At 71.0% G+C, this 18,795-nt stretch carries 17 protein-coding genes; 8 read left to right on the top strand and 9 right to left on the bottom strand.

From position 1 onward, the window contains the following. Window positions 1–54: 54 nt before the first annotated feature. A complete protein-coding gene (locus IEZ00_RS34540; RefSeq protein ID WP_189227560.1) occupies window positions 55–1,320 on the top strand; it encodes a lipase family protein in 1,266 nt (421 codons plus the stop codon). A gap of 72 nt (window positions 1,321–1,392) precedes the next feature. Here the strand turns inward: IEZ00_RS34540 and IEZ00_RS34535 are convergent, their stop codons facing one another. Together IEZ00_RS34535 and IEZ00_RS34530 are read right to left on the bottom strand one after the other, a co-directional pair. Next, window positions 1,393–2,802 (bottom strand): carboxylesterase/lipase family protein, encoded by a 1,410-nt coding sequence (locus IEZ00_RS34535; protein WP_373293256.1) that lies wholly within the window; start codon window positions 2,800–2,802, stop codon window positions 1,393–1,395. Between the two features lie 5 nt (window positions 2,803–2,807). After that, window positions 2,808–3,749, bottom strand: coding sequence for an MBL fold metallo-hydrolase (locus tag IEZ00_RS34530; RefSeq protein ID WP_189227559.1), 942 nt, complete (start codon window positions 3,747–3,749; stop codon window positions 2,808–2,810). A gap of 148 nt (window positions 3,750–3,897) precedes the next feature. Between IEZ00_RS34530 and IEZ00_RS34525 the strand changes: the two genes are divergently transcribed. Next, on the top strand, window positions 3,898–4,770 hold the full coding sequence (locus IEZ00_RS34525; protein WP_189227558.1) for a helix-turn-helix domain-containing protein: 873 nt from the start codon (window positions 3,898–3,900) through the stop codon (window positions 4,768–4,770). Then, window positions 4,767–5,342: a TetR/AcrR family transcriptional regulator gene (locus IEZ00_RS34520; protein ID WP_189227557.1), complete on the top strand. Its 576-nt coding sequence runs from the start codon at window positions 4,767–4,769 to the stop codon at window positions 5,340–5,342. The genes IEZ00_RS34525 and IEZ00_RS34520 overlap by 4 nt, the downstream gene beginning before the upstream one ends. Window positions 5,343–5,354: 12 nt before the next feature. Here IEZ00_RS34520 and IEZ00_RS34515 read toward each other — a convergent pair whose 3' ends face one another. Together IEZ00_RS34515 and IEZ00_RS34510 are read right to left on the bottom strand one after the other, a co-directional pair. Then, window positions 5,355–6,626, bottom strand: coding sequence for an alpha/beta hydrolase-fold protein (locus IEZ00_RS34515; protein WP_189227556.1), 1,272 nt, complete (start codon window positions 6,624–6,626; stop codon window positions 5,355–5,357). Continuing rightward, window positions 6,623–7,558 carry an NmrA family NAD(P)-binding protein gene (locus IEZ00_RS34510; RefSeq protein WP_189227555.1) on the bottom strand — a complete coding sequence of 312 codons (936 nt, stop codon included), beginning with the start codon at window positions 7,556–7,558 and terminating at the stop codon, window positions 6,623–6,625. The genes IEZ00_RS34515 and IEZ00_RS34510 overlap by 4 nt, the downstream gene beginning before the upstream one ends. A 103-nt stretch (window positions 7,559–7,661) precedes the next feature. Here IEZ00_RS34510 and IEZ00_RS34505 point away from each other — a divergent pair, with 103 nt between their 5' ends. After that, window positions 7,662–8,252 carry a TetR/AcrR family transcriptional regulator gene (locus IEZ00_RS34505; protein WP_189227554.1) on the top strand — a complete coding sequence of 197 codons (591 nt, stop codon included), beginning with the start codon at window positions 7,662–7,664 and terminating at the stop codon, window positions 8,250–8,252. Here the strand turns inward: IEZ00_RS34505 and IEZ00_RS34500 are convergent. Together IEZ00_RS34500 and IEZ00_RS34495 are read right to left on the bottom strand one after the other, a co-directional pair. Next, complete coding sequence (locus IEZ00_RS34500; protein ID WP_189227553.1) at window positions 8,234–9,370, bottom strand: serine hydrolase domain-containing protein; 1,137 nt, start codon at window positions 9,368–9,370, stop codon at window positions 8,234–8,236. The two genes, IEZ00_RS34505 and IEZ00_RS34500, sit on opposite strands and share 19 nt — an antisense overlap. Window positions 9,371–9,523: 153 nt before the next feature. Further along, entirely contained in the window at window positions 9,524–9,799 is a 276-nt protein-coding gene (locus tag IEZ00_RS34495) for a hypothetical protein (RefSeq protein WP_189227552.1), read from the bottom strand. A 469-nt stretch (window positions 9,800–10,268) separates the two neighbouring features. Between IEZ00_RS34495 and IEZ00_RS34490 the strand changes: the two genes are divergently transcribed. Then, complete coding sequence (locus IEZ00_RS34490) at window positions 10,269–12,053, top strand: CocE/NonD family hydrolase (RefSeq protein WP_189227551.1); 1,785 nt, start codon at window positions 10,269–10,271, stop codon at window positions 12,051–12,053. Window positions 12,054–12,442: 389 nt separating this feature from the next. On the opposite strand, the gene shbA is transcribed toward IEZ00_RS34490, so the two are convergent. Next, window positions 12,443–13,021, bottom strand: a complete 579-nt coding sequence (shbA, locus tag IEZ00_RS34485; RefSeq protein ID WP_189227550.1) for an RNA polymerase sigma factor ShbA — start codon at window positions 13,019–13,021, stop codon at window positions 12,443–12,445. Window positions 13,022–13,151: 130 nt separating this feature from the next. On the opposite strand from shbA, the gene IEZ00_RS34480 reads away from it, so the two are divergent. The 3 genes from IEZ00_RS34480 (at window position 13,152) to IEZ00_RS34470 (ending at window position 18,320) form a co-directional block, all read left to right on the top strand. Continuing rightward, a complete protein-coding gene (locus IEZ00_RS34480) occupies window positions 13,152–15,056 on the top strand; it encodes an N-6 DNA methylase (protein WP_189227549.1) in 1,905 nt (634 codons plus the stop codon). 61 nt (window positions 15,057–15,117) lie between these two features. Then, entirely contained in the window at window positions 15,118–17,094 is a 1,977-nt protein-coding gene (locus IEZ00_RS34475) for a type I restriction-modification system subunit M (RefSeq protein ID WP_189227548.1), read from the top strand. After that, window positions 17,091–18,320 (top strand): restriction endonuclease subunit S, encoded by a 1,230-nt coding sequence (locus IEZ00_RS34470; RefSeq protein ID WP_189227547.1) that lies wholly within the window; start codon window positions 17,091–17,093, stop codon window positions 18,318–18,320. The genes IEZ00_RS34475 and IEZ00_RS34470 overlap by 4 nt, the downstream gene beginning before the upstream one ends. Window positions 18,321–18,363: 43 nt before the next feature. Here IEZ00_RS34470 and IEZ00_RS38265 read toward each other — a convergent pair whose 3' ends face one another. Continuing rightward, window positions 18,364–18,570, bottom strand: a complete 207-nt coding sequence (locus IEZ00_RS38265) for a DUF397 domain-containing protein (protein ID WP_189227546.1) — start codon at window positions 18,568–18,570, stop codon at window positions 18,364–18,366. 20 nt (window positions 18,571–18,590) lie between these two features. Then, window positions 18,591–18,795: Scr1 family TA system antitoxin-like transcriptional regulator (locus IEZ00_RS34460; protein ID WP_189227545.1), on the bottom strand; the 205-nt coding region annotated here is incomplete at its 5' end.

The following is an 18,795-nucleotide window of genomic DNA, read 5'->3' as shown; positions in this document are numbered from 1 at the left end:
GCCTGGGCCGACCTAGCGTCGGGAGGCGTTGTCCACCCCTGACGAGGAGTCCTGATGCCCCTTCACCGCTGGAAAGCCGCGCGGCTGGTCGTCGCGGCGGCCGTGGCGCTCACCGCCGTGGCCGCCGCGCCCGCCGCGTCGGCGGCCCCCGCGACGTCCTCCCCCGCGCCGTCCTCCCCCACCGCCGGGCTGCCGCGACCGGACGACGATCCGTTCTACGCGGTGCCGTCGCGCCTGGGGTCCAAGCCCGACGGCGCGGTGCTGCGGTCGCGGCGGCTGCCCGCCGACGCCTTGGCGGTGCCCGCGCCCGCCGAGGTGTGGCAGCTGCTCTACAAGACCCGCGACAACGACGGGCGGGCGACGGCCACGGTCGCCACCCTGCTGGTGCCGACCGCGCCGTGGACCGGGGGCGGGCCGCGCCCGCTGCTGTCGTACCAGACGCCCGAGGACGGCCTGGCGACCTTCTGCGCGCCGTCCTACGTGCTGCGCTCGGGCGCGGCGGTGTCCCCGCTGGCCGAGCGGCAGGCCGGGTTCGACCGGGAGCAGGTGGCGGCGGCCGTGCGGCGGGGCTGGGCGGTCGTGGTGCCCGACTACGAGGGGCCGAAGTCGCAGTTCCTGGGCGCCTCCGCCGCCGCGCACGGCGTCCTCGACGGCATCCGCGCGGCCCGTTCCTTCGGCCCGGCCAGGGTGCACCGCCAGGCCCCGATCGGCCTGTGGGGCTACTCCGGCGGGGGCTTCGCCACCGCGTCGGCCGCGCAGAAGCAGTCCGGCTACGCCCCGGAGCTGAGGATCAGCGGCGTCGCGCAGGGCGGCGTGATCACCGATCTCAACGCGAGCCTGCGGTCGGTCGGCGAGCAGTCCTCGGGCGGGTGGCTGCTGTTCGGGCTCGCCGCCTTGCGCAACGCCTACCCGAAGGCGGGTGTCGACCGGTACCTGACCGCCTCCGCACGCGCCCAGGCCGACGCGGTGGCGCACGGCTGCCTGGGTGACGCCATCCTGAGCCACCCCGCGCCGGCGACGCTGGAGCGGTTCGAGGCGTGGCCGGGGTCGTTGACCTCGGGGTCCTTCGAGCGCTTCGCCCACGCCGCGAGCCCGCTCGGCTTCGGCGGCACGCCGACCGCGCCGGTCTACATGTACCACGCCACCGGCGACGAGCTGCTGCCCGTGGCCGGGGCGCGGCGGCTGGCGGCGCAGTACCGCGAGCGCGGCGCGGACGTGGTGCTGGTGGAGGACGCCGCGCAGGACCACAGCAGCGAGCAGTCGCACGGCGTCCCCGGCGCCATTGCCTTCCTGACCCAGCGCTTCACCCAGTCCAAATAGGACTGCCGCGAGTCGAACGCCCGGGACCCCCGAGTTCGACGTTCACGCGCACCGGGTGGTGGTTAGCGGCCATCACGGGTGGGTCGGGTAGTACTTGCCGACGTCGTGGGAGGGGGGCCAGCCGGGGGTGCCGGTGGCGGCGAAGCGCACCCAGTCCGCGTGCACCTCCTTGGCCAGCTCGGACGGTGGCACGGCGGTGCCGAAGAGCTTGCCCCGACCGGACAGCGCGGCCAGGTGCGCCAGGTCGAACACGAACGGCAGCTCCATCGTGTGCGTGGCCCCGAGTTCCGAGGACTGCCAGGTGAACTCGTAGACGTAGGTGTTGTGCGCCGGGTGGGCGCGGGCCAGCGCCCGCGTGCCCGCGCCGAACAGGCCCTCGGCCAGCAGCCGCGAGCGGATCTGCCCCGCCGTCGCGTCCGGGTGGGCGCGGCGGCGGGCGGCGACCTCGGCCGCCGGGTCGGCCGACATCAGCGCGGCGGTGTCGTGCACGTCCTGCCACGTGCTGGTGGTGAACTTGCCGAGCGGCACCAGGTAGAGGTGCCCCTCGTCGCTGTTGGTGCCCACCATCAGGTCCACGTCGGCGGCGACGCCCCTGGCCAGCGCGGTCGCGGGCTGCTCGTCGGCGACCACGCTGAACGGGCTGAGCCCCATCAGCGGGTCCGGGGTGCCGTCGGCGGCCAGGTCGAGCCCGCCCAGCGCCGAGCAGGCGGCCACCAGGTCGGCGTCGGGCACGTCGGCGAGGGCGGCGGCGGTGCCGGGCACGCCCAGGTGCTCGGCGAGCCGCCGGGTGACGATCCCCGCCTGCGCCGGGGTGAACGCCCCGGTGCCGCTGCCGCTCTGCAGGATCGCGCGGCGCAGCAGCCCCTCGGAGCGCGGGTCGGCCAGCACCGCCCCGAGCAGGGTGGCCCCGGCCGACTGGCCGAACACCGTCACGTTGCCGGGGTCGCCGCCGAAGGCCGCGATGTTGCGCCGCACCCAGCCCAGCGCGGCCAGCACGTCGAGCAGGCCGCGGTTGTCCGGCGCGTCGGGCAGGTGCAGGAACCCGGCCACGTTGAGCCGGTAGTTGACGGTGACCAGCACGACGCCGTCGCGGGCGAACGCGGTGCCGTCGTAGAGCGGGCTGCGCGTGGAGCCCGCGGTGAAGCCGCCGCCGTGCACGAAGACCATCACCGGCAGGTCGGCGTGGCGTCCGGCGGGGGTGCGGACGTCCACGGTCAGGTACTCCTCGCCGGGCACCCAGCCCGGCCCGAAGTACGGGGACATGTCCAGCCCGCCGAAGGCGTCGCGCTTGGGCTGGGGCGCGGTGGGGCCGGGGCGGGTGGCGTCCCGGACGCCCTGCCACGGGGTGGGCGGCTGGGGCGGCGCGAACCGGGCCGCCCCGTGCGGCGCGGCGGCGTAGGGGATGGCGTGGAACACGGCGACGCCGTCGGCCAGGTAGCCGCGCACCGCGCCGGTGTCGACGGTGATTTCCTCGTGGCGCAACAGGATCAGTCCTCGGTCAGCTCGGGGGCGGCGAACGGTGCCCACTCGGCCAGTGCGAAGCCCTCGCCGCAGGCCCGCACCCGGAACCCGCCCGCGCCGCCGAAGTGCGCGGGGAAGACCAGGGCGTCCTCGTCGGCGGCGCGGGACAGCAGCTCCCGCCGGGTCGCCCGCGCCTGCTCGGGGTCCTCGCAGAAGCAGCTGTTGGCGTGCGGTTCGAGCACCTGCGCCGGGGTGTGCAGCATGTCGCCGACGAACATCGCCTTCGTGCCGCCGGAGTCGAGCAGGACGGCGGAGGAGCCGGGCGTGTGCCCCGGCGCGGGGACCAGGCGCAGGTGCTCGTCGATGACGTGCTCGTCCTCCCACAGCTCGACCAGCCCGGCCCGGTGGACCGGGGCGATGCTGTCCTCGAAGACGTTCTGGTTGTGCGGACCGCCCGCCGCGACGCGCCGGTGGACCGGGTTCCAGTACTCGAAGTCGCGCGCGGGCATCAGGTAGCGGGCGTTGGGGAAGGTCGGCACCCACTCCCGCCCTTCGAGCACGGTGTTCCACCCGACGTGGTCGTTGTGCAGGTGGGTGTTGACGACGATGTCGACGTCCTCCGGGCGCACGCCCACGGCGGCGAGGTGGTCCAGGTAGGCGGTCCGGCGGTGCGCCCACACCTGGGCGTAGGGGCGTTCCTTGCCGTTGCCCGCGCCGGTGTCGACGAGGATGGTCCGGCCGCCGCTGCGCAGCACCCACGTCTGCAGCGCGGAGCGGACGGTGCCCGAGTCGGGGTCCAGGAAGTCCGGGGCGAACCAGTCCTCGTTGTCCCGCCACGTTTCCTGGCTCACTTCGGGGAAGAACTGCTGCGGGGGTATGTGGACCGTGCCGAAGTACTCCGGGACGCGCTCCAGGGTGACGGAGCCGAAGGCGAGGGCGGCGCGGCCCCGCTCGGTGGTCGTGGTCATGCTCGTGGTCCTCCTGGGACTGTGCGGACGGTTCCGCCGGAGCGGACCGGTCCACCGTCACCCGAGGAGCGCGCGCCCAACCAGATCGCGTCTTTCCTACCACTGGCGTGGTCAGGTTCCGCGCGTGCGCGCGACGCATACTGGCGGTATGAGCGGATCGGGACAGCTCGCCGAGTACTTGCAGGCGTGTCGGGCCAGGCTGCGCCCGCAGGACGTCGGCCTGGACACCTACGGCGAGCGGCGCCGGGTGCCGGGGCTGCGCCGCGAGGAGGTCGCCGGCCTGGCCGGGGTCAGCGCCTCCTACTACATCCGGTTGGAGCAGGGCCAGTCGTTGAACGCCTCGAACGAGGTCATCGACGGCATCGCCCGCGCCCTGCGGCTGGACCCCGACGAGCGCGAGCACCTGCGCGCGCTGGCCCGGCCGCGCCGCCGGGCCGTGCCGCCGCCCCCGGTCGAGCACGTCGCGCCCGCCACCGCCGAGCTGATGGCGAGCATGGCGCACGTGCCCGCCGTGCTGCTGGGGCGGCGCACCGACGTGCTGGCGTGGAACCCGCTGGGGCACGCCCTGTTCGCCGGCCACCTGGACCAGGACGCCCCGCGGCACCCGGACGAGCGCCCGAACATGGCCCGGCTGGTGTTCCTGGACGCGCACACCCGCGAGCTGTACCCGCGCTGGGAGGTCAAGGCGCGGGCCATGGTCGGGCACCTGCGGCTGGTGGCGGGCAGGCACCCGGAGGACCGCGAGCTGAGCACGCTGATCGGCGAGCTGGTCACCGGCAGCGAGGAGTTCGCCGCGATGTGGGCCGACCACCGGGTGCGCGAGTGCGACAACACCGAGCACCGGATGCGGCACCCGCTGGTGGGCGAGCTGACGGTGAAGCAGCAGGCGCTGCTGCTGCCGCACGCCCCCGAGCACCGGCTGACCTTCGTCACCGCCGAGCAGGGCTCGCCGTCGCAGGCCGCGCTCACCCTGCTCGCGCGGGCGGTGGAAGGCCGGGCCGCGCGTACGATGTCAACGTGAAGGGCGCGGCCTACCACCACGGCGACCTGCGGGCGAGCCTGCTGCGCTCGGCGCTGGAGCTGGTGGAGACCACGGGTTCGGACCAGCTCTCGCTGCGGTCGGTGGCCCGCGCGGCCGGGGTGTCCCCGAACGCCCCCTACCGCCACTACGCCGACAAGGACGACCTGCTGGCGGCCGTGGCCGTGCACGGCTTCCAGCAGGTGGGCGCGCGGATCGCCGCCGCGGCGGCCCAGGCCGGGCCGGATGACCGGCTGGTCCGGGTCGTCTCGGCGGCGATCCACTACGCCATGGCCAACCCCGGCTTGTTCCACCTGATGGTGGGCCGGGTGTGCGGCACGAACGCGGCGGCGCGGGCCGCCGCCCGCGACGTCGTGGTCGCGGTCGCCGAGGCGCTGGAGGTCGACCTGGGCGAGCCGCAGGGCGAGGCCCTGTGCACCGGCATCTGGGCGGTGGTGCAGGGGATGAGCGTGCTGCTGGTGGACGGGGCCCTCAAGCCGCACGAGGGCCAGGACGTGGACGAGCTGATCGGCTCGGTCGTGCGCGCCACCTTCGGGACGTGGCCGCGTGCGTGACGCGGGCGGGCGTCACCGCAGCAGCGCCGCCAGCCCGTCGACCACCGCCAGGTGCAGGTTGACCAGCTCGTGCCCGGACGGGACCTCCCGGTAGCCGCGCAGGTCGTACCCCTTGTCCCGCAAGGTGTCGCGGAACTGGCGGGTGGAGCCGACCCACGTGGTCCCGGCCGCCACGCCGGGGTAGTCGACCGGGACGTCCTCCAACTGCCCCACCGTGAGGTAGACGGCGGTGGGGCGGGTGGGTTCCCGCTCGTACTGCCGGATCAGCCACCCGCTCGGCTCGTCGCCGGGGGCCGGGGTGTACCACAGCGCGCCGGACATGGGCAGCGCCGCACCGAAGGCGTCCGGCCGGGTGAGCGCGATGTGCGCGGTGGCCAGCCCGCCCAGGCTGAACCCCGCGATGACCCGCCGGGAGGCGTCCCCCGGCACGCCGTAGCGCTCGGCGAGGAACGGGATCAGCTCATCGGCCAGGGCGTCGGCCAGGGCGGGGTTGCACGACAGCTCGCCCATGCGGGAGGTCAGCGTCCGGTTGTGCCAGAACACCGCGCGCAGCGGCGGCAGTTCCCCGGCCGCGATCGCGGCGTCCAGCCTGCGGTGGACGCCGCCCCGGATGCCCACTTCCCCGTCGAGCACGACCACCAGCGGCAGCGCGTCGCCGGGGGCGGTGCCGTCCGGCTGGTAGACGCTGATCCGCCTGCCGTCGAGCTCGTGCTCGTCCAGCGCGGGCGTCGGGCCGTCGGCGGCCAGGTGGACGTAAGGGCTGTCCGGCAGCACGAGCACCGAGTCGAACACCTCTTCGTCGCCGATGACGAGTTCCCTCGGCGCCCGGATCGGGTTGTGCGGGTCGGCGGTGGTGGCGGTCTCGCGGGCCAGCAGGTGCTCCCCGGCCCGCCGCTCGTCGGAGTACACGGCCAGCGCCTCGGCCGGGGAGGCGAAGACCGGCGGCGGGTCGTGCAGGAAGGAGTACGCGACGGCGGTGTCGGAGGCCGCCCGCACCGTCAGGTGCCACACGTCGGTGCCCTCGATCCGCCGCAGCGGCGCGTGCTCCTCGTGCGAGGGCAGGCGCAGCAGGGTGGTGCGCAGCGCCACCGAGCCCGCGTCGGCGACGTGCACGAAGGTCACGTCGACCTCCTCGGGCGAGACCCGCTCCACCAGCGGGCCACCGGCCGCCCGCAGGTCGGCGACCAGCCCGGCCAGCGCGGTGTCCGGGTCGGTGGCGGCGTCGGCCTCGAAGCGCCGCAGCCGGGCGCTGGTGAAAGCGCTTACCGGAGACGTGGCGGTCACGCCGCGTCCCGCAGGTTCTTCCGGACCCACTCCTCGAAGGAGGTGGTGGACAGGCCGAGCTCCCACGCGTACTCGGGGCGGGCGGGCTGGCCCGCCGTGTTGATCCACTCGTGCGAGGCGCCCATCGGCGGCATCCCGGCGGCCATCGCCTGCTCCAGGGTCATCTCCGGCGCGGTCAGCGGCTTGTCCAGCACGCGGGCGAGGACTTCGGCGATCTCGGTCATGGACAGGTGCTCGCCCGCCAGCTCCAGCTCGACCCGGTCGAACTTGTCCGGGTCGGCGATGGCCGCGGCGGCGGCCTTGCCGATGTCCTCCACGGCGATCAGGGACAGCCGGGTGTCCGGCTTGAGCACGCTGACGATGCCGCCGTCGATGCCGCGCGGGAACAGGAAGGCCATCGACGGCAGGAAGTTCTCCATGAAGAAGCCCGGCTTGAGCAGCGTCCAGTGCGGGAAGCCCGCTTCGCGCACCCGCTCCTGGACGGCGCTCTTGGCGTTCATGACGGGCTCCAGCACCGCCCAGCGGCCCTCGGCCCAGCCGGGGGTCTCGGTGTGCTGGTCCGCGCCGGTCACGGAGGAGTGCACGAACTGCGGCACCCCGGCGGCCTTCGCGGCCTCGATGAGGTTGACGCCGTGGGTGACCTCCATCGAGAAGTCGAAGCCGTCCGGGGTGAAGGCGGGCAGCGACACGGAGAACACCGCACGCGCCCCCTGCGCGGCCCTGGTCAGGGAGTCGCGGTCGCCCAGGTCGCCGGTGACCAGTTCGGCGCCCAGCGCCTCGACGGCCTTGGCCCGGTCGGTGGCCGGGTCGCGCACCAGGGCGCGGACGGGGATGCCCGCCGCGAGCAGGGCGCGGACGGTGGCGCCGCCCTGCCTGCCGTTGGCTCCGGTGACCAGGACGGGTGCGGAACTCGGCGTGGAATTGTGGGACATGGGTGCTCCTCGGGCACTCGGGAGCTAAATGGCGGGGTCCGCCGTTTAGGTCCCGCTACGATATGGCGGACCCCGCCATTTAGCAAACACGGAGGTGAGCGCCATGCCGGACCGCCTGCGCGCCGATGCCCGGCGCAACTACGCGCGCATCCTCGCGGTGGCCGGGGAGGAGGTCGCCGCGCACGGCCCCAACGCCTCCCTGGAGCGGATCGCCCGCGTCGCGGGGGTCGGCTCGGCGACCGTGCGCAGGCACTTCCCCACCCGCCGCGCCCTGCTGGAAGCGGTGGCCAAGGACCAGATCGAGGCGCTGGGCGTCCGCGCGGGCGAACTGCTCGGCGAGGCCGACAGCCGGGAAGCGCTGCTGACGTGGCTGGGCGAGGTCGTCGCCTACTGCGTCGCCACGGGCGGCCTGGCCGCCGCCCTGGCCTACGACGCCGAGGCGGTGCACGACAGCGCCTGCGCGGCGGACCTGATGCGGGCGGCGGACCCGCTGGTGCGCCGGGCCGCGCGGGACGGCGTGGTGGCCCAGGACGTCACCGTCGCCGACCTGCTCACGCTGATCGTCGGCATCACCACGGCCACCGAGCGGCACCCCGACCCGGCCGCCCAGGCCGAGCGGCTGTTCCGGCTGGCCGTGGCGGGGGTGAGCCCCCTGACGGGTCAGCCCGGCTCGGTTCAGCCCAGCGCGTCGTAGACGGCCCGGACGTAGGCGGCGGTGCGCTCGGAGCCGATGAGGCCCTGCCCCATCCGGTTCATCACGTAGGAGAGCGTGATCCTCCGGTCGAGGTCCGCGATGACCACCGACCCGCCCCAGCCCGCCCAGAAGCAGACCCGGCCCTCGGGGAGCCACGGGACGGTCGCGGGCTCGCGCAGCCCGTAGCCGACGCCCCAGCGCAGCGGGACGCCGATGCCCAGGTCCACGCCCGCCGCCTGCTCGTCGAAGATCAGGTCGATGGTGCCGGGGCCGAGCAGCCGCACGCCGTCGACCTCGCCGCCGCGCGCCAGCACCGACAGCACGCGCGCCACCGAGCGGGCGTTGCCGTGCCCGTTGGCCGCGCCGACGTCGGCCAGCCGCCACGCGGGCGTGGCGGCGTCCTCGGCCTGCACGACGGGACCGGTGACGACCTTGAGCATCAGCTCGCCACCCGACGCCAGCGCCGCGCGGTCGACCGGCGGCGGCGGCACGAGCTCCGCGATCCGGTCCCAGTCCCGCTCGGCCGCGCCGATCTGGAAGTCCGCGCCCAGCGGGCCCGCGATCTCCTCGGCCACGAACCGCTTGAGCGTCTTCCCGCTGACCCGCCGCACGACCTCGCCGACCAGGTGGCCGTAGTTGGTCATGTGGTAGCCGGAGGCCGTTCCCGGCTCCCACCACGGGGCCTGGGCCGCCATCCGGGCGGTGGCCTTGTCCCAGTCGTAGAGGTCCTCGACGGTGCCGGGCTGGTCCAGCCCGGCGACACCGGAGGTGTGCGAGAGCAGGTGGCGGACCAGGACGCGGTCCTTGCCGTTCTCGGCGAACTCCGGCCAGTAGCGGGCCACCGGCGCGTCCAGGTCGAGTCCACCTCGGTCGACCAGCACCAGTGCGGCCAGGCTGGTGACGGTCTTCGTGGTGGACCACACGTTGGTGATGGTGCGCTCGTCCCAGGCGGTGGTGCGGGCCAAGTCCCGGAAGCCGCCCCACAGGTCGACGGCGGCCTCGCCGTCGACGTCGAGGAACAGGGAGACGCCCAGCTCCTCACCGGAGGCGAGGTTGCGCTCCAGCTCGGCGCGGACGGCGTCGAACCGGGGGTCGTTGCTGCCGTTGATGTTGGTCACGCCGCCAGGCTAGGCACGTCCGCGTCGGCGTGCGGGCGGGCGCGAGGGCATTCGATTCCGCCGCGCCGGGCGCGGTGGAATTTGTTTGCACGATCAATCGGGCACGTCTTTACCGGGTTTCCCCTTCGGCCTTAATTCGACCGGGCGAACCGACTACCCGGCGTGCCGCGCATTCGCCTCGGGATCGGACTCCGCGCCGACGACGAGCACGGTGACTTCGGACAGCAGCAGCATCAGCGTCTGCCCCGTCCGATCGATTCTCACCGGAAAGGTGACCGCTTTCCAACTGCCCTCGTACGCGGTGACCGTGCCCGCGCGCCCGTCCCGCAGCAGCACCCGCGTGCCCGGCTTCGGACGCCCGCCCGTGCCCTGGTCGTAGTAGCTCCACCAGCGCTCGGACTGGGCCCTGGCGACCGACAGCGCGGTCATGGCCAGGCGGGGCGGCGGCCGGGGCGCGCCCCCGGCGGAACGTCGGTCATGCGAATAACGGGAATACTCATCAGGAACGCCCTTTCCGACAAGTGACGATCTCGCCGACGAGCTCAGTAAAACACGCACCCGCACAGCCCGACGCTATTCGATCGGGTGAAGTGCGCCCACGCAACGCTTAACCTGCGGCACGCGGGTGGGTGAGCCGGACACCCTATAGAAACGAAGGTGCCACGGCGGACCCGGCACGGCCACACGAGCCTTCGGGAAGGTGGCGAACAGTGCCCGATGAGGCAATGAGCACGAGTCGAACGGGTCTTCCGGCAGCACGCGGCGTCCCGCGTCGCACGCGGGCAGCACACGCTCCGCGAGATGTGCGGCCGGTCACATGGGTCCGAGGTGAGCATCCTTCTCGATCCGGGACACGTCTCTCCGGTTTGTAAAGCACACAACGACTCCCAGGAGCGCCGTGAGGAAACACGCTGTGCCGCGCCGTACCGGAGCGATCTCGCTGGCGGTCGTGGCGACGCTGGTGTTAGCAGGCCAGTCCCCCGCCGCCGCGGCCGGTCCGCCGACGCTGTCCATCATCGACAACGAGACCCAACCCGTCTTCTCCTACGCCGACGCGATCGTCGAGTCCCTGTCGGTCGAGACGGGGGAGGACACCGACGGCGACGGCGTGGTGGACCACGTCTACGTCGACCTCATGCGTCCCAGGGAGGGCGAACAGGGGCTCAAGTCGCCGGTCCTGCTCACCGCCAGTCCCTACAACGAGGGCTACGAGAACCCGGAGAACGAAGACATCCCGCTCCGTCAGGCCATCGGGGCGGGCCCTGGGTTCGCCTGGAGGATCCAGGGCGACGTCAAGACCGACCTGTTCGTGCCGCGCGGGTACGCCGTGGCGCAGATGCAGGTCCAGGGCACGGGCCGGTCCACCGGGTGCACGGACCTGGGCGGTCCGCACGACATCGCGGCGGTCACCGCGGTCATCAACTGGTTCGCGGGCTCCGGCAGGGCCTTCTACCTCGACGGCTCCCCCGCCACCGCCGACTGGAGCACCGGCGCGGTCGGCATGTACGGGCACTCCTACGACGGAACGCTCCAGGTCGGCGCCGCATCGACCGGCGTGCCCGCGCTCAAGGCCATCGTGCCCACCGCGCCGGTGGCCGACTGGTACAAGTGGGTCCGCACCAACGGCCTCACCAACTACTGGGCTGACATGCCCGGCTACGCCCAGAGGGTCGCGGGGCCGGCCGCCAAAGAGGTGTGCGCAGGCCACGTCGCCTCCCTCGCCGCCGCTGAGGACGCCGCCAGCGGGGACCGCAACGCCTTCTGGGACGCGCACGGCTACGTCCGCGACATGAGCCGGTTCACCGCCCCCGTGCTCACCACCTGGGCCCGTGACGACGCCAACGTCGACTCGGTGCAGTTCGCCGATCTCTGGAACGCGCTCGGCGCCAAGGGAGTCCCCCGCAAGCTGTGGTTGCTCAACGGTCACCACGGCTCCTCACCGTCGGACTGGCGGTACGACGACTGGAAGCGGACCCTGCGCAGGTGGATGGACCGCTGGCTGCTCGGGCTGGACAACGGCATCGACCGCGAACCCGCCGTCGACGCGCAGCGCCAGACCACCCCCGGACCGAACACGCCCCCGGAGATCACCTCCACCTGGCCCCGGCAGGACGCCACCCCGGTGCGGCTGCACGCCGGTGACATGGTCAACGGCTCCGCGCCGCTCACCACCGAGCCGTCCGCGTCGGCCGACTTCCACATGGTCCGCGACACCAAGGTGGGCCCGCTGCTCAAGACGCAGCCAGGGATCGAACCGCCGTACCGGATCTTCGGGGTCACCCCGCCCGCCGCGGCGGACACCCGCTTCTCCGGCACGCCCACGATGACCGCCACCGTCCGCCCCACCACCAGGAGCACCCCGCTCTCGGCCTACCTCGTCACCTACCGCGAGGGGGTGAAGGGCATGAAGGTGCTGTCCCGAGGGCTCATCGACCTCAAGAACAGGCACTCCCTCTACCGGCCGGAGCCCCTGGTCCCCGGTGAGACGCTGACGGTCACCTGGGAGATGAGCCCGCTCGACCAGACCGTGCCCGCCGGGCAGCGCATCGGGCTGATCCTGCTCGGCGACAACTACAGCTCCGACACCGTGCCCGACCCGGAGGCGGGCCCGATCGACTTCGACCTGACCAAGACGAGCATCACCGTGCCCGTGGTCGGCGGCCGGGCCGCGATTACCTTGTGACACCGGACGCCTGAGCGGGGCGGGCCGTCGACGATGAGCCCGCCCTGTCGCGGAGGTCGCGTCCACAGTGGACGCGACCTCCGCCGGGTCAGCCGTCGAACCGGCCCGCGCGCACCGCGTTCAGGAACCCCGCGAGTCGAACGCTCAGAACCCCCGAATTCAACGCTCAGGACGTCCACGCCCGCCCTGCGGCGTCACCCACCCATGGGCGTGTCGGGCATGTCACCCCTGCGCGTCGCGCGCCCGGACACCCCGAACCGAGCTTTCACGCCCACCCGGTAGTAGCTACCGGCCCCCGGACACCCCTCGGGTAGTACTTGCCCACGCACCAGGGCACGCGGAGCCGCCGAGGTGGCCATCCGTCGCCCCGACGGGCGGGGCGGGGGCGGTCAGGCGGCTTCGCGCCCGCCGGTGAGCCGGTCGCGCAGCTTGCGCAGGGCTCGGTGCTGGGCGACGCGCACCGCGCCGGGCGTCATCGACAGGGCCTCGGCCGTCTCGTCGGAGGACAGGCCGATCACCAGGCGGTGCATCAGGACCTCGCGCTGCGTGTCGCTGAGCACGCCGAGCAGTTCGTGCACGTTGCGCTGTCCCTCGTTGTGTAAAGCGGCCTGCTCAGGGCCGCCTCGGTCGTCCGCGCGGTCGGGCAGCTCGGCCACGGGCGTGGCGCGCTCGCGGCCCGCCTTGCGGTAGTAGTCGGCGATCTTGCGCCTGGCGATGCCGAAGACGAACGCCAGGAACCCGCGCCCCTCGTCCCGGTAGTCCGGCAGGGCCTTGAACACCCCGATGAGGGCGTCCTGCGCCACGTCGTCGGCGGAGGCGAAGGTGCCGCCGCCGATGCGGCCGCGGCAGTAGCGGACCACCAGCGGCTTCAGGCGGACCAGCAGTTCGTCGGTCGCCTTCCGGTCCCCCTCCACAGCCGAGCGGGCCAGGACGTCGAGGTGGGCGTCGGGCTCGACGTGGGCAGTCATGAGCAAGCCTCCAGTCACACGAGACAGCCGGTTCGGGTGTTGACGTGAACATGGAAGCATCTTTACGAGTTCACAGTCAACACGTATTGTGCTGGTTGCTAAGCTAACACCCATTTCTGCGGAGGTGAGCATGTCGGAAGAAGCCCTGGTGACGGCCGCGGAGATCGCCCGGATGGCCAACGTCGGCCGGGCGGCGGTGAGCAACTGGCGCAGGCGGCACCCGGACTTCCCCGAGCCGGTGGTCGGTCCAGGGGGCTCCCCCGCGTTCCGCCTGGACGAGGTGGAGGACTGGCTGCGCAGGCAGGGGAAGCTGACCGGCAGCGACCCGGCGGACGCGCTGTGGCTGGCGCTGGACGCGGGCCGCACCGAGGCCGACGCGCTGGAGCTGGTCGCCGACCTGGCGACGCACCTGCGCGACCCGCGCGCCGCCGAGCCGCCCGAGCAGGTCCGCGACCTGCTCGGCGGCCTGGCCGACGCGCCGCGCGAGGAGCTGGTCGAGTCGCTGACCGACCGGGTGTTCGAGCGGCAGCAGCGCCAGCACCTGGTCACCCCGGCCAAGCTGGCCCGGCTGATGGTGGAGCTGGCCGCCCCGGTCGCGGGCACCGTGTTCGACCCGGCCTGCGGTCCGGGCAACGTCCTGCGGGCGGCGGCGGAGGCGGGCGCCGACCGGCTGGTCGGCCAGGAGATCAACCCCGTGCTGACCCGGCTGGCCTTGGCCCGGCTGGGCGCGCGGCTCCCCTCGGAGGTCGTCGCGGGCGACGCGCTGCGCGCCGACGCCTTCCCCGACCTGCGCGCCGACGCCGTGATCTGCGATCCGCCCTTCGGCTACCGGGACTGGGGTCACGAGGAGCTGGCGCTGGACCCGCGCTGGGAGTACGGCTTCCCGGTCAAGGGGGAACCGGAGCTGGCGTGGTTGCAGCACTGCCTGGCCCACGCGAAACCGGACGCCCCGGTGGTGCTGGCGCTGCCCGCCGGGGTGGCCTTCCGCAGGCCCGGCCGGGCGATCCGGCAGGCGCTGCTGCGCCGGGGCGCGGTCCGGGCGGTCATCGCGCTGCCGGCGGGCATCCTCATGTCCACCGGCATCCCGATCCACCTGTGGGTGTTGCGCAGGCCGGGGGCGGGCGCGTCCGGTCCGGTGCTACTGGTCGACGCCAGCCACCACCAGCCGTCGCGCCGGGGCCGGGTGAACTGGTCCGCGCTGGCGGGCGAGGTGCTCGACGCCTGGCGGGAGTTCCGCGACACCGGCGCGGTCGCCGAGGTCACCGGCAGGCAGAAGACGTTCGAGCCGATCGAGCTGCTCGACGAGGACGTGGACCTCACCCCGGCCCGGCACCTGCCGCAACCGCAACCCGCGCTCGACCCGGACACCCTCGAACGCACCCGCGCCGACCTGGCGGACCTGCTGGGCGAGCTGAGCGGCTTACTGCCGGACTTCCACCAGATCACCCCGGACGCGCGGGCCACGACGACGGTCAACGACCTCGCCCGAGCCGGGGCGCTCGCACTGCGCCAGCAGGTCGGGCCGCTGCCCACCGACGAGGCCGGTTCCGGCCCGCCCGTGCTGACCGGGCGCGACGTGGTGACCGGCACGCCTCCCGCCGCGCGCTTCGCGGGCACCGAGGACGACGACCCGATCCACCTGCGCCCCGGCGACCTGGTGATTCCCATGCTGATCGCGGGCGACGGACGCCCCCGCGTCCTGGTGGTCGACACCGACGACCTGATCCTCGGCCCGAACCTGCACCTGATCCGCGTGGACAGCGGCAGGCTCGACACGCACTTCCTGGCCGGGCAGTTGCGCGCCGCCGACCCCTCCCGCCTGGGCGGCACGACCCTCTCCGGGGTGCACCGGGTCGACGTGCGGCGCATGGAGATCCCCGTGCTGCCGCTGGAGCGGCAGCAGCGGATCGGCGCCGCGTTCCGGCGGCTCGAAGCGTTCGAGTCGGGTCTTCGCCGGGCCGCCGCGCTGGGCGCGGACCTGGTCAAGGAGCTGAGCACGGGACTCGCGCGCGGAGCCGTGGCACCACCGGAGTAGAAACGTCTGTTACTTCCGCGACGACATGCTGGGCGTTGTGCCGGACCCCGAGGGAGATTGAGTGAGCAGCACGCACACGAAGCTGGCCGGCTTCATCTGGTCGGTAGCCGACCTGTTGCGCGGCGACTACAAGCAGTCCGAGTACGGCAAGGTCATCCTGCCGTTCACGGTGCTGCGGCGGTTGGACTGCGTGCTCGCGCCGACCAAGGCCGCCGTGCTGGAGCGCAAGGCGAAGCTGGCCGAGCAGGGCGTGCAGAACCTGGACATGCTGCGCCGCGCCACGGGCGGGCTGAGCTTCTACAACACCTCGAAGCTGGACTTCCAGGCCGCGGTGCGCGACCAGGACAACGTGGCGAACAACCTGAAGTCCTACGTCGGCGCGTTCTCGGAGAACGCGCGGGAGATCTTCGACGCCTACGACTTCACCGCGCAGCTGGGCCGTCTCGACGGGGCCGGGCTGACCTACCAGGTGGCGGCGAAGTTCGCCGAGATCGACCTGAGCCCGGAAGCGGTGGACAACCACCAGATGGGCTACGTGTTCGAGGAGCTGATCCGGCGCTTCTCGGAAATCTCGAACGAGACCGCCGGTGAGCACTTCACCCCGCGCGAGGTCATCAAGCTGATGGTGAACCTCCTCCTCGCGCCCGACGAGCAGGAGTTGACCACGCCCGGCGTGGTGAAGACCGTGCTCGACCCGGCGTGCGGGACGGGCGGGATGCTGACCGCCGCCGAGGAGTTCATCCTCCAGCACAACCCCCACGCCAAGGTCGTGCCGCACGGCCAGGAGCTCAACGCCGAGTCCTACGCGATCTGCAAGTCCGACATGATGATCAAGGGCGAGAACGCGGCCAACATCAAGCTCGGCAACTCGTTCAGCCAGGACAAGCACTACGGCAAGGCGTTCGACTACCTCTTGGCCAACCCGCCCTTCGGCGTGGAGTGGAAGAAGGTCAAGAGCGACGTCGAGAACGAGGCCAAGATCGGCTTCGCGGGCCGCTTCGGCGCGGGCCTGCCGCGCATCAACGACGGCTCGTTGCTGTTCCTGCAGCACATGATCCACCACATGAAGAAGCCGGAGCAGGGCGGCTCGCGCATCGCGATCGTCTTCAACGGCTCGCCGCTGTTCACCGGGGCCGCCGAATCGGGCGAGTCGAAGATCCGGCAGTGGATTCTGGAGAACGACTGGCTGGAAGCCATCGTCGCGCTGCCCGACCAGCTCTTCTACAACACCGGCATCTCCACGTACTTCTGGATTCTGACCAACCGGAAAGACGAGGCGCACCGGGGCAAGGTGATCCTGCTCGACGCGCGGGAGAACTGGGCGAAGATGCGCAAGTCGTTGGGCGACAAGCGCAAGCTCATCCCGGATGAGGACATCGCCAAGCTGAGCGACCTCTACGCGGAGGCGCTGACGGTCGCGCAGGACCCCGAACACCCGATGCACGAGAAGGTGAAGGTCTTCGCGCCAAGGGACTTCGGCTACCGGCGGATCACCGTCGAGCGGCCGTTGCGGCTGCGGTTCGAGGTGACCGAGGAAGCGTTGGCGGAACTGGAGATCGCGAAGCCGCTGGCCAAGTACGAGGGCCGGGAAAAGCTGCTCGACGCGCTGCGCGGCCTGGTCGGCAAGCCGGCGGCGCTCCGCAAGGTCGACTTCGCGAAGCTCCTGCGGGAGACGCTCGTCCCGCTCGGCAAGCTGCCCGCGCCCGTGGACAAGGCGATTTGGGCGGCAGTGTCGGTCAGCGACCCCGAGGGCGAGTTGCAGACCGACGCCAAGGGCAACCCGCTGCCAGACCCGGACCTGCGCGACAACGAGAACGTGCCTCTAGACGAGGACATTGACGAGTACATGGCCCGCGAGGTCTTGCCCCATGTGCCGGATGCCTGGGTGGACCACTCGAAGACCAAGGTGGGGTACGAGATCCCGTTCACACGACACTTCTACAAATACACACCGCCAAGGCCCCTGGAAGAGATCGACGCGGAGTTGAAGGACCTTGAATCTCAGATCCAGCGGTTGCTGCGCGAGGTGACACAGTGAGTCATCCACTAAGGCTGAAGCATGTTCTTCTATCATCAACCAGTGGCGCATGGGGCAACGAAGCAACCGGAGAGGACACACCTGTAATCAGATCAACGGAGATAGACTCCGATGGAAATCTAAACGCCAGGTATGCCGAGCTTCGCTCGCTGACCGCCAGCGAAAAGAAACAGACGGAACTACGCAAAGGCGACCTCCTGGTCGTCAAGTCCAGCGGAAGCGATACACACCTAGGAAAAGTCGGATACGTTGATGAAAAGTCCCAAGGTATGGGCTTTTCAAACTTCCTGCAAAGACTTCGCTTCCCCTCCGTTCAGTATTCGCGCTACTATTGGTACCTACTTAACAGCGTATACATTAAAGACCAGATACGCTACCTAGGTACCACCACGACGGGATTGCAAAACATTACCGGCAACCTCCTTGGGGAACTGCGCATACCAAAAATGGAAGTGAGCAAACAGCGGAAAATTGTCGACTTCCTCGATACGGAAACTTCGGCAATCGACCAGGTTGTGCGCCTACGTCGCATTCAACTCGACTTGCTCGCCGAGCGCGAGCGGGCAGCAATCGACCGCATTTTGATTTCAGAGTCGGACCGAAAGATACCCCTTTCGCGACTGTGCAGAATCCAAACCGGGATCGTTATCGATAGCGGCCGCAATACAGAGGGACACGAACTTCGCCCATACCTCAGAGTAGCCAATGTTAAAGCAGATGGTCTTGACCTGACCGACGTCAAGTACACTCTTGTCGATCGCACACTAGCCAAACGAACAGAACTACGTAATGGCGACGTCCTCATGACAGAGGGCGGAGACATCGACAAGCTCGGCAGGGGAACCTTGTGGTCTGACGAGATCGCTGGCTGCCTACACCAAAATCACATTTTCGCGGTTCGTCCGGGGCCTCATATCTCCGGAGGCTACCTTGCACTGCTGACAAGGACCACACTAGCTCGTACCTATTTTGAGATGACGGGTACCAAGACCACCAAACTAGCATCAACCAGCATCTCGAAAATTTTGGCCTTTAACGTTCCACTCCCTCCTCGCAACGAGCAAGAACAGCGGGTCCAGGCTGCCGAAAAGGAACTTTCTGAAATCTCCCGACTGACCACCGCTCTCAATAAGCAGATTGACCTCCTTATTGAGCGACGCCAAGCGCTGATTATGGCCGCCGTCACAGGGCAACTCGACGCAATCACGACACCAACAGTGCACTAATAAGGCGGCCCCCGACAGCACCGGGGGCCGTTACACCAAACGATCAGAATCGGTTCCCCTTTACTGTTTCAAGAAACATGAGGCGAGCGCGCTCGCCAACGACTACTACCCCCGTGCCTGGACTCTTACTGTCCCTTACTGCCAAACCGCCGCCGACGACGAGGGCAAGCTCAAGGCATTCCCCGGCGGAGTTTCCGCTGCGGGTGCTCTTGCGCCAGCGCAACGCCTCCTCCTTCCGCTGCGGGATCATCAGCCCCTCCTCTGCTGGATTCATGGTTGCGACAAGAGGCTATCCAGAAGGGCCAGGGTGTCGGCAGGGGTTGCGGAGGCATCGATCAGCTCGCTGAACACCCGCGCGTAATGCTCGACTTGATTGTTTTCGTCAACCAGCGGGCCGTCGGTCAAGATCTCTAGATATACTGTCGTCAGCCGGTCTCCCGAGGGCGTGAGGATGGTGAACGGGAAGTACAGCGCA

Source organism: Saccharothrix coeruleofusca (assembly GCF_014648515.1).
Classification (GTDB): Bacteria; Actinomycetota; Actinomycetes; order Mycobacteriales; family Pseudonocardiaceae; genus Actinosynnema; species Actinosynnema coeruleofuscum.
Note: the sequence above shows the minus strand (reverse complement) of the source record. Positions and strands in the feature narration are given on the sequence as shown.

Bases quoted from the DNA above. Each gene is read 5' to 3' on its own strand.
- IEZ00_RS34540 (WP_189227560.1), top strand. From the start codon at position 55: ATGCCCCTTCACCGCTGGAAAGCCGCGCGGCTGGTCGTCGCGGCGGCC.
- IEZ00_RS34530 (WP_189227559.1), bottom strand. From the start codon at position 3,749: ATGACCACGACCACCGAGCGGGGCCGCGCCGCCCTCGCCTTCGGCTCC.
- IEZ00_RS34525 (WP_189227558.1), top strand. From the start codon at position 3,898: ATGAGCGGATCGGGACAGCTCGCCGAGTACTTGCAGGCGTGTCGGGCC.
- IEZ00_RS34510 (WP_189227555.1), bottom strand. From the start codon at position 7,558: ATGTCCCACAATTCCACGCCGAGTTCCGCACCCGTCCTGGTCACCGGA.
- IEZ00_RS34505 (WP_189227554.1), top strand. From the start codon at position 7,662: ATGCCGGACCGCCTGCGCGCCGATGCCCGGCGCAACTACGCGCGCATC.
- IEZ00_RS34495 (WP_189227552.1), bottom strand. From the start codon at position 9,799: ATGACCGCGCTGTCGGTCGCCAGGGCCCAGTCCGAGCGCTGGTGGAGC.
- shbA (WP_189227550.1), bottom strand. From the start codon at position 13,021: ATGACTGCCCACGTCGAGCCCGACGCCCACCTCGACGTCCTGGCCCGC.
- IEZ00_RS34480 (WP_189227549.1), top strand. From the start codon at position 13,152: ATGTCGGAAGAAGCCCTGGTGACGGCCGCGGAGATCGCCCGGATGGCC.
- IEZ00_RS38265 (WP_189227546.1), bottom strand. From the start codon at position 18,570: ATGATCCCGCAGCGGAAGGAGGAGGCGTTGCGCTGGCGCAAGAGCACC.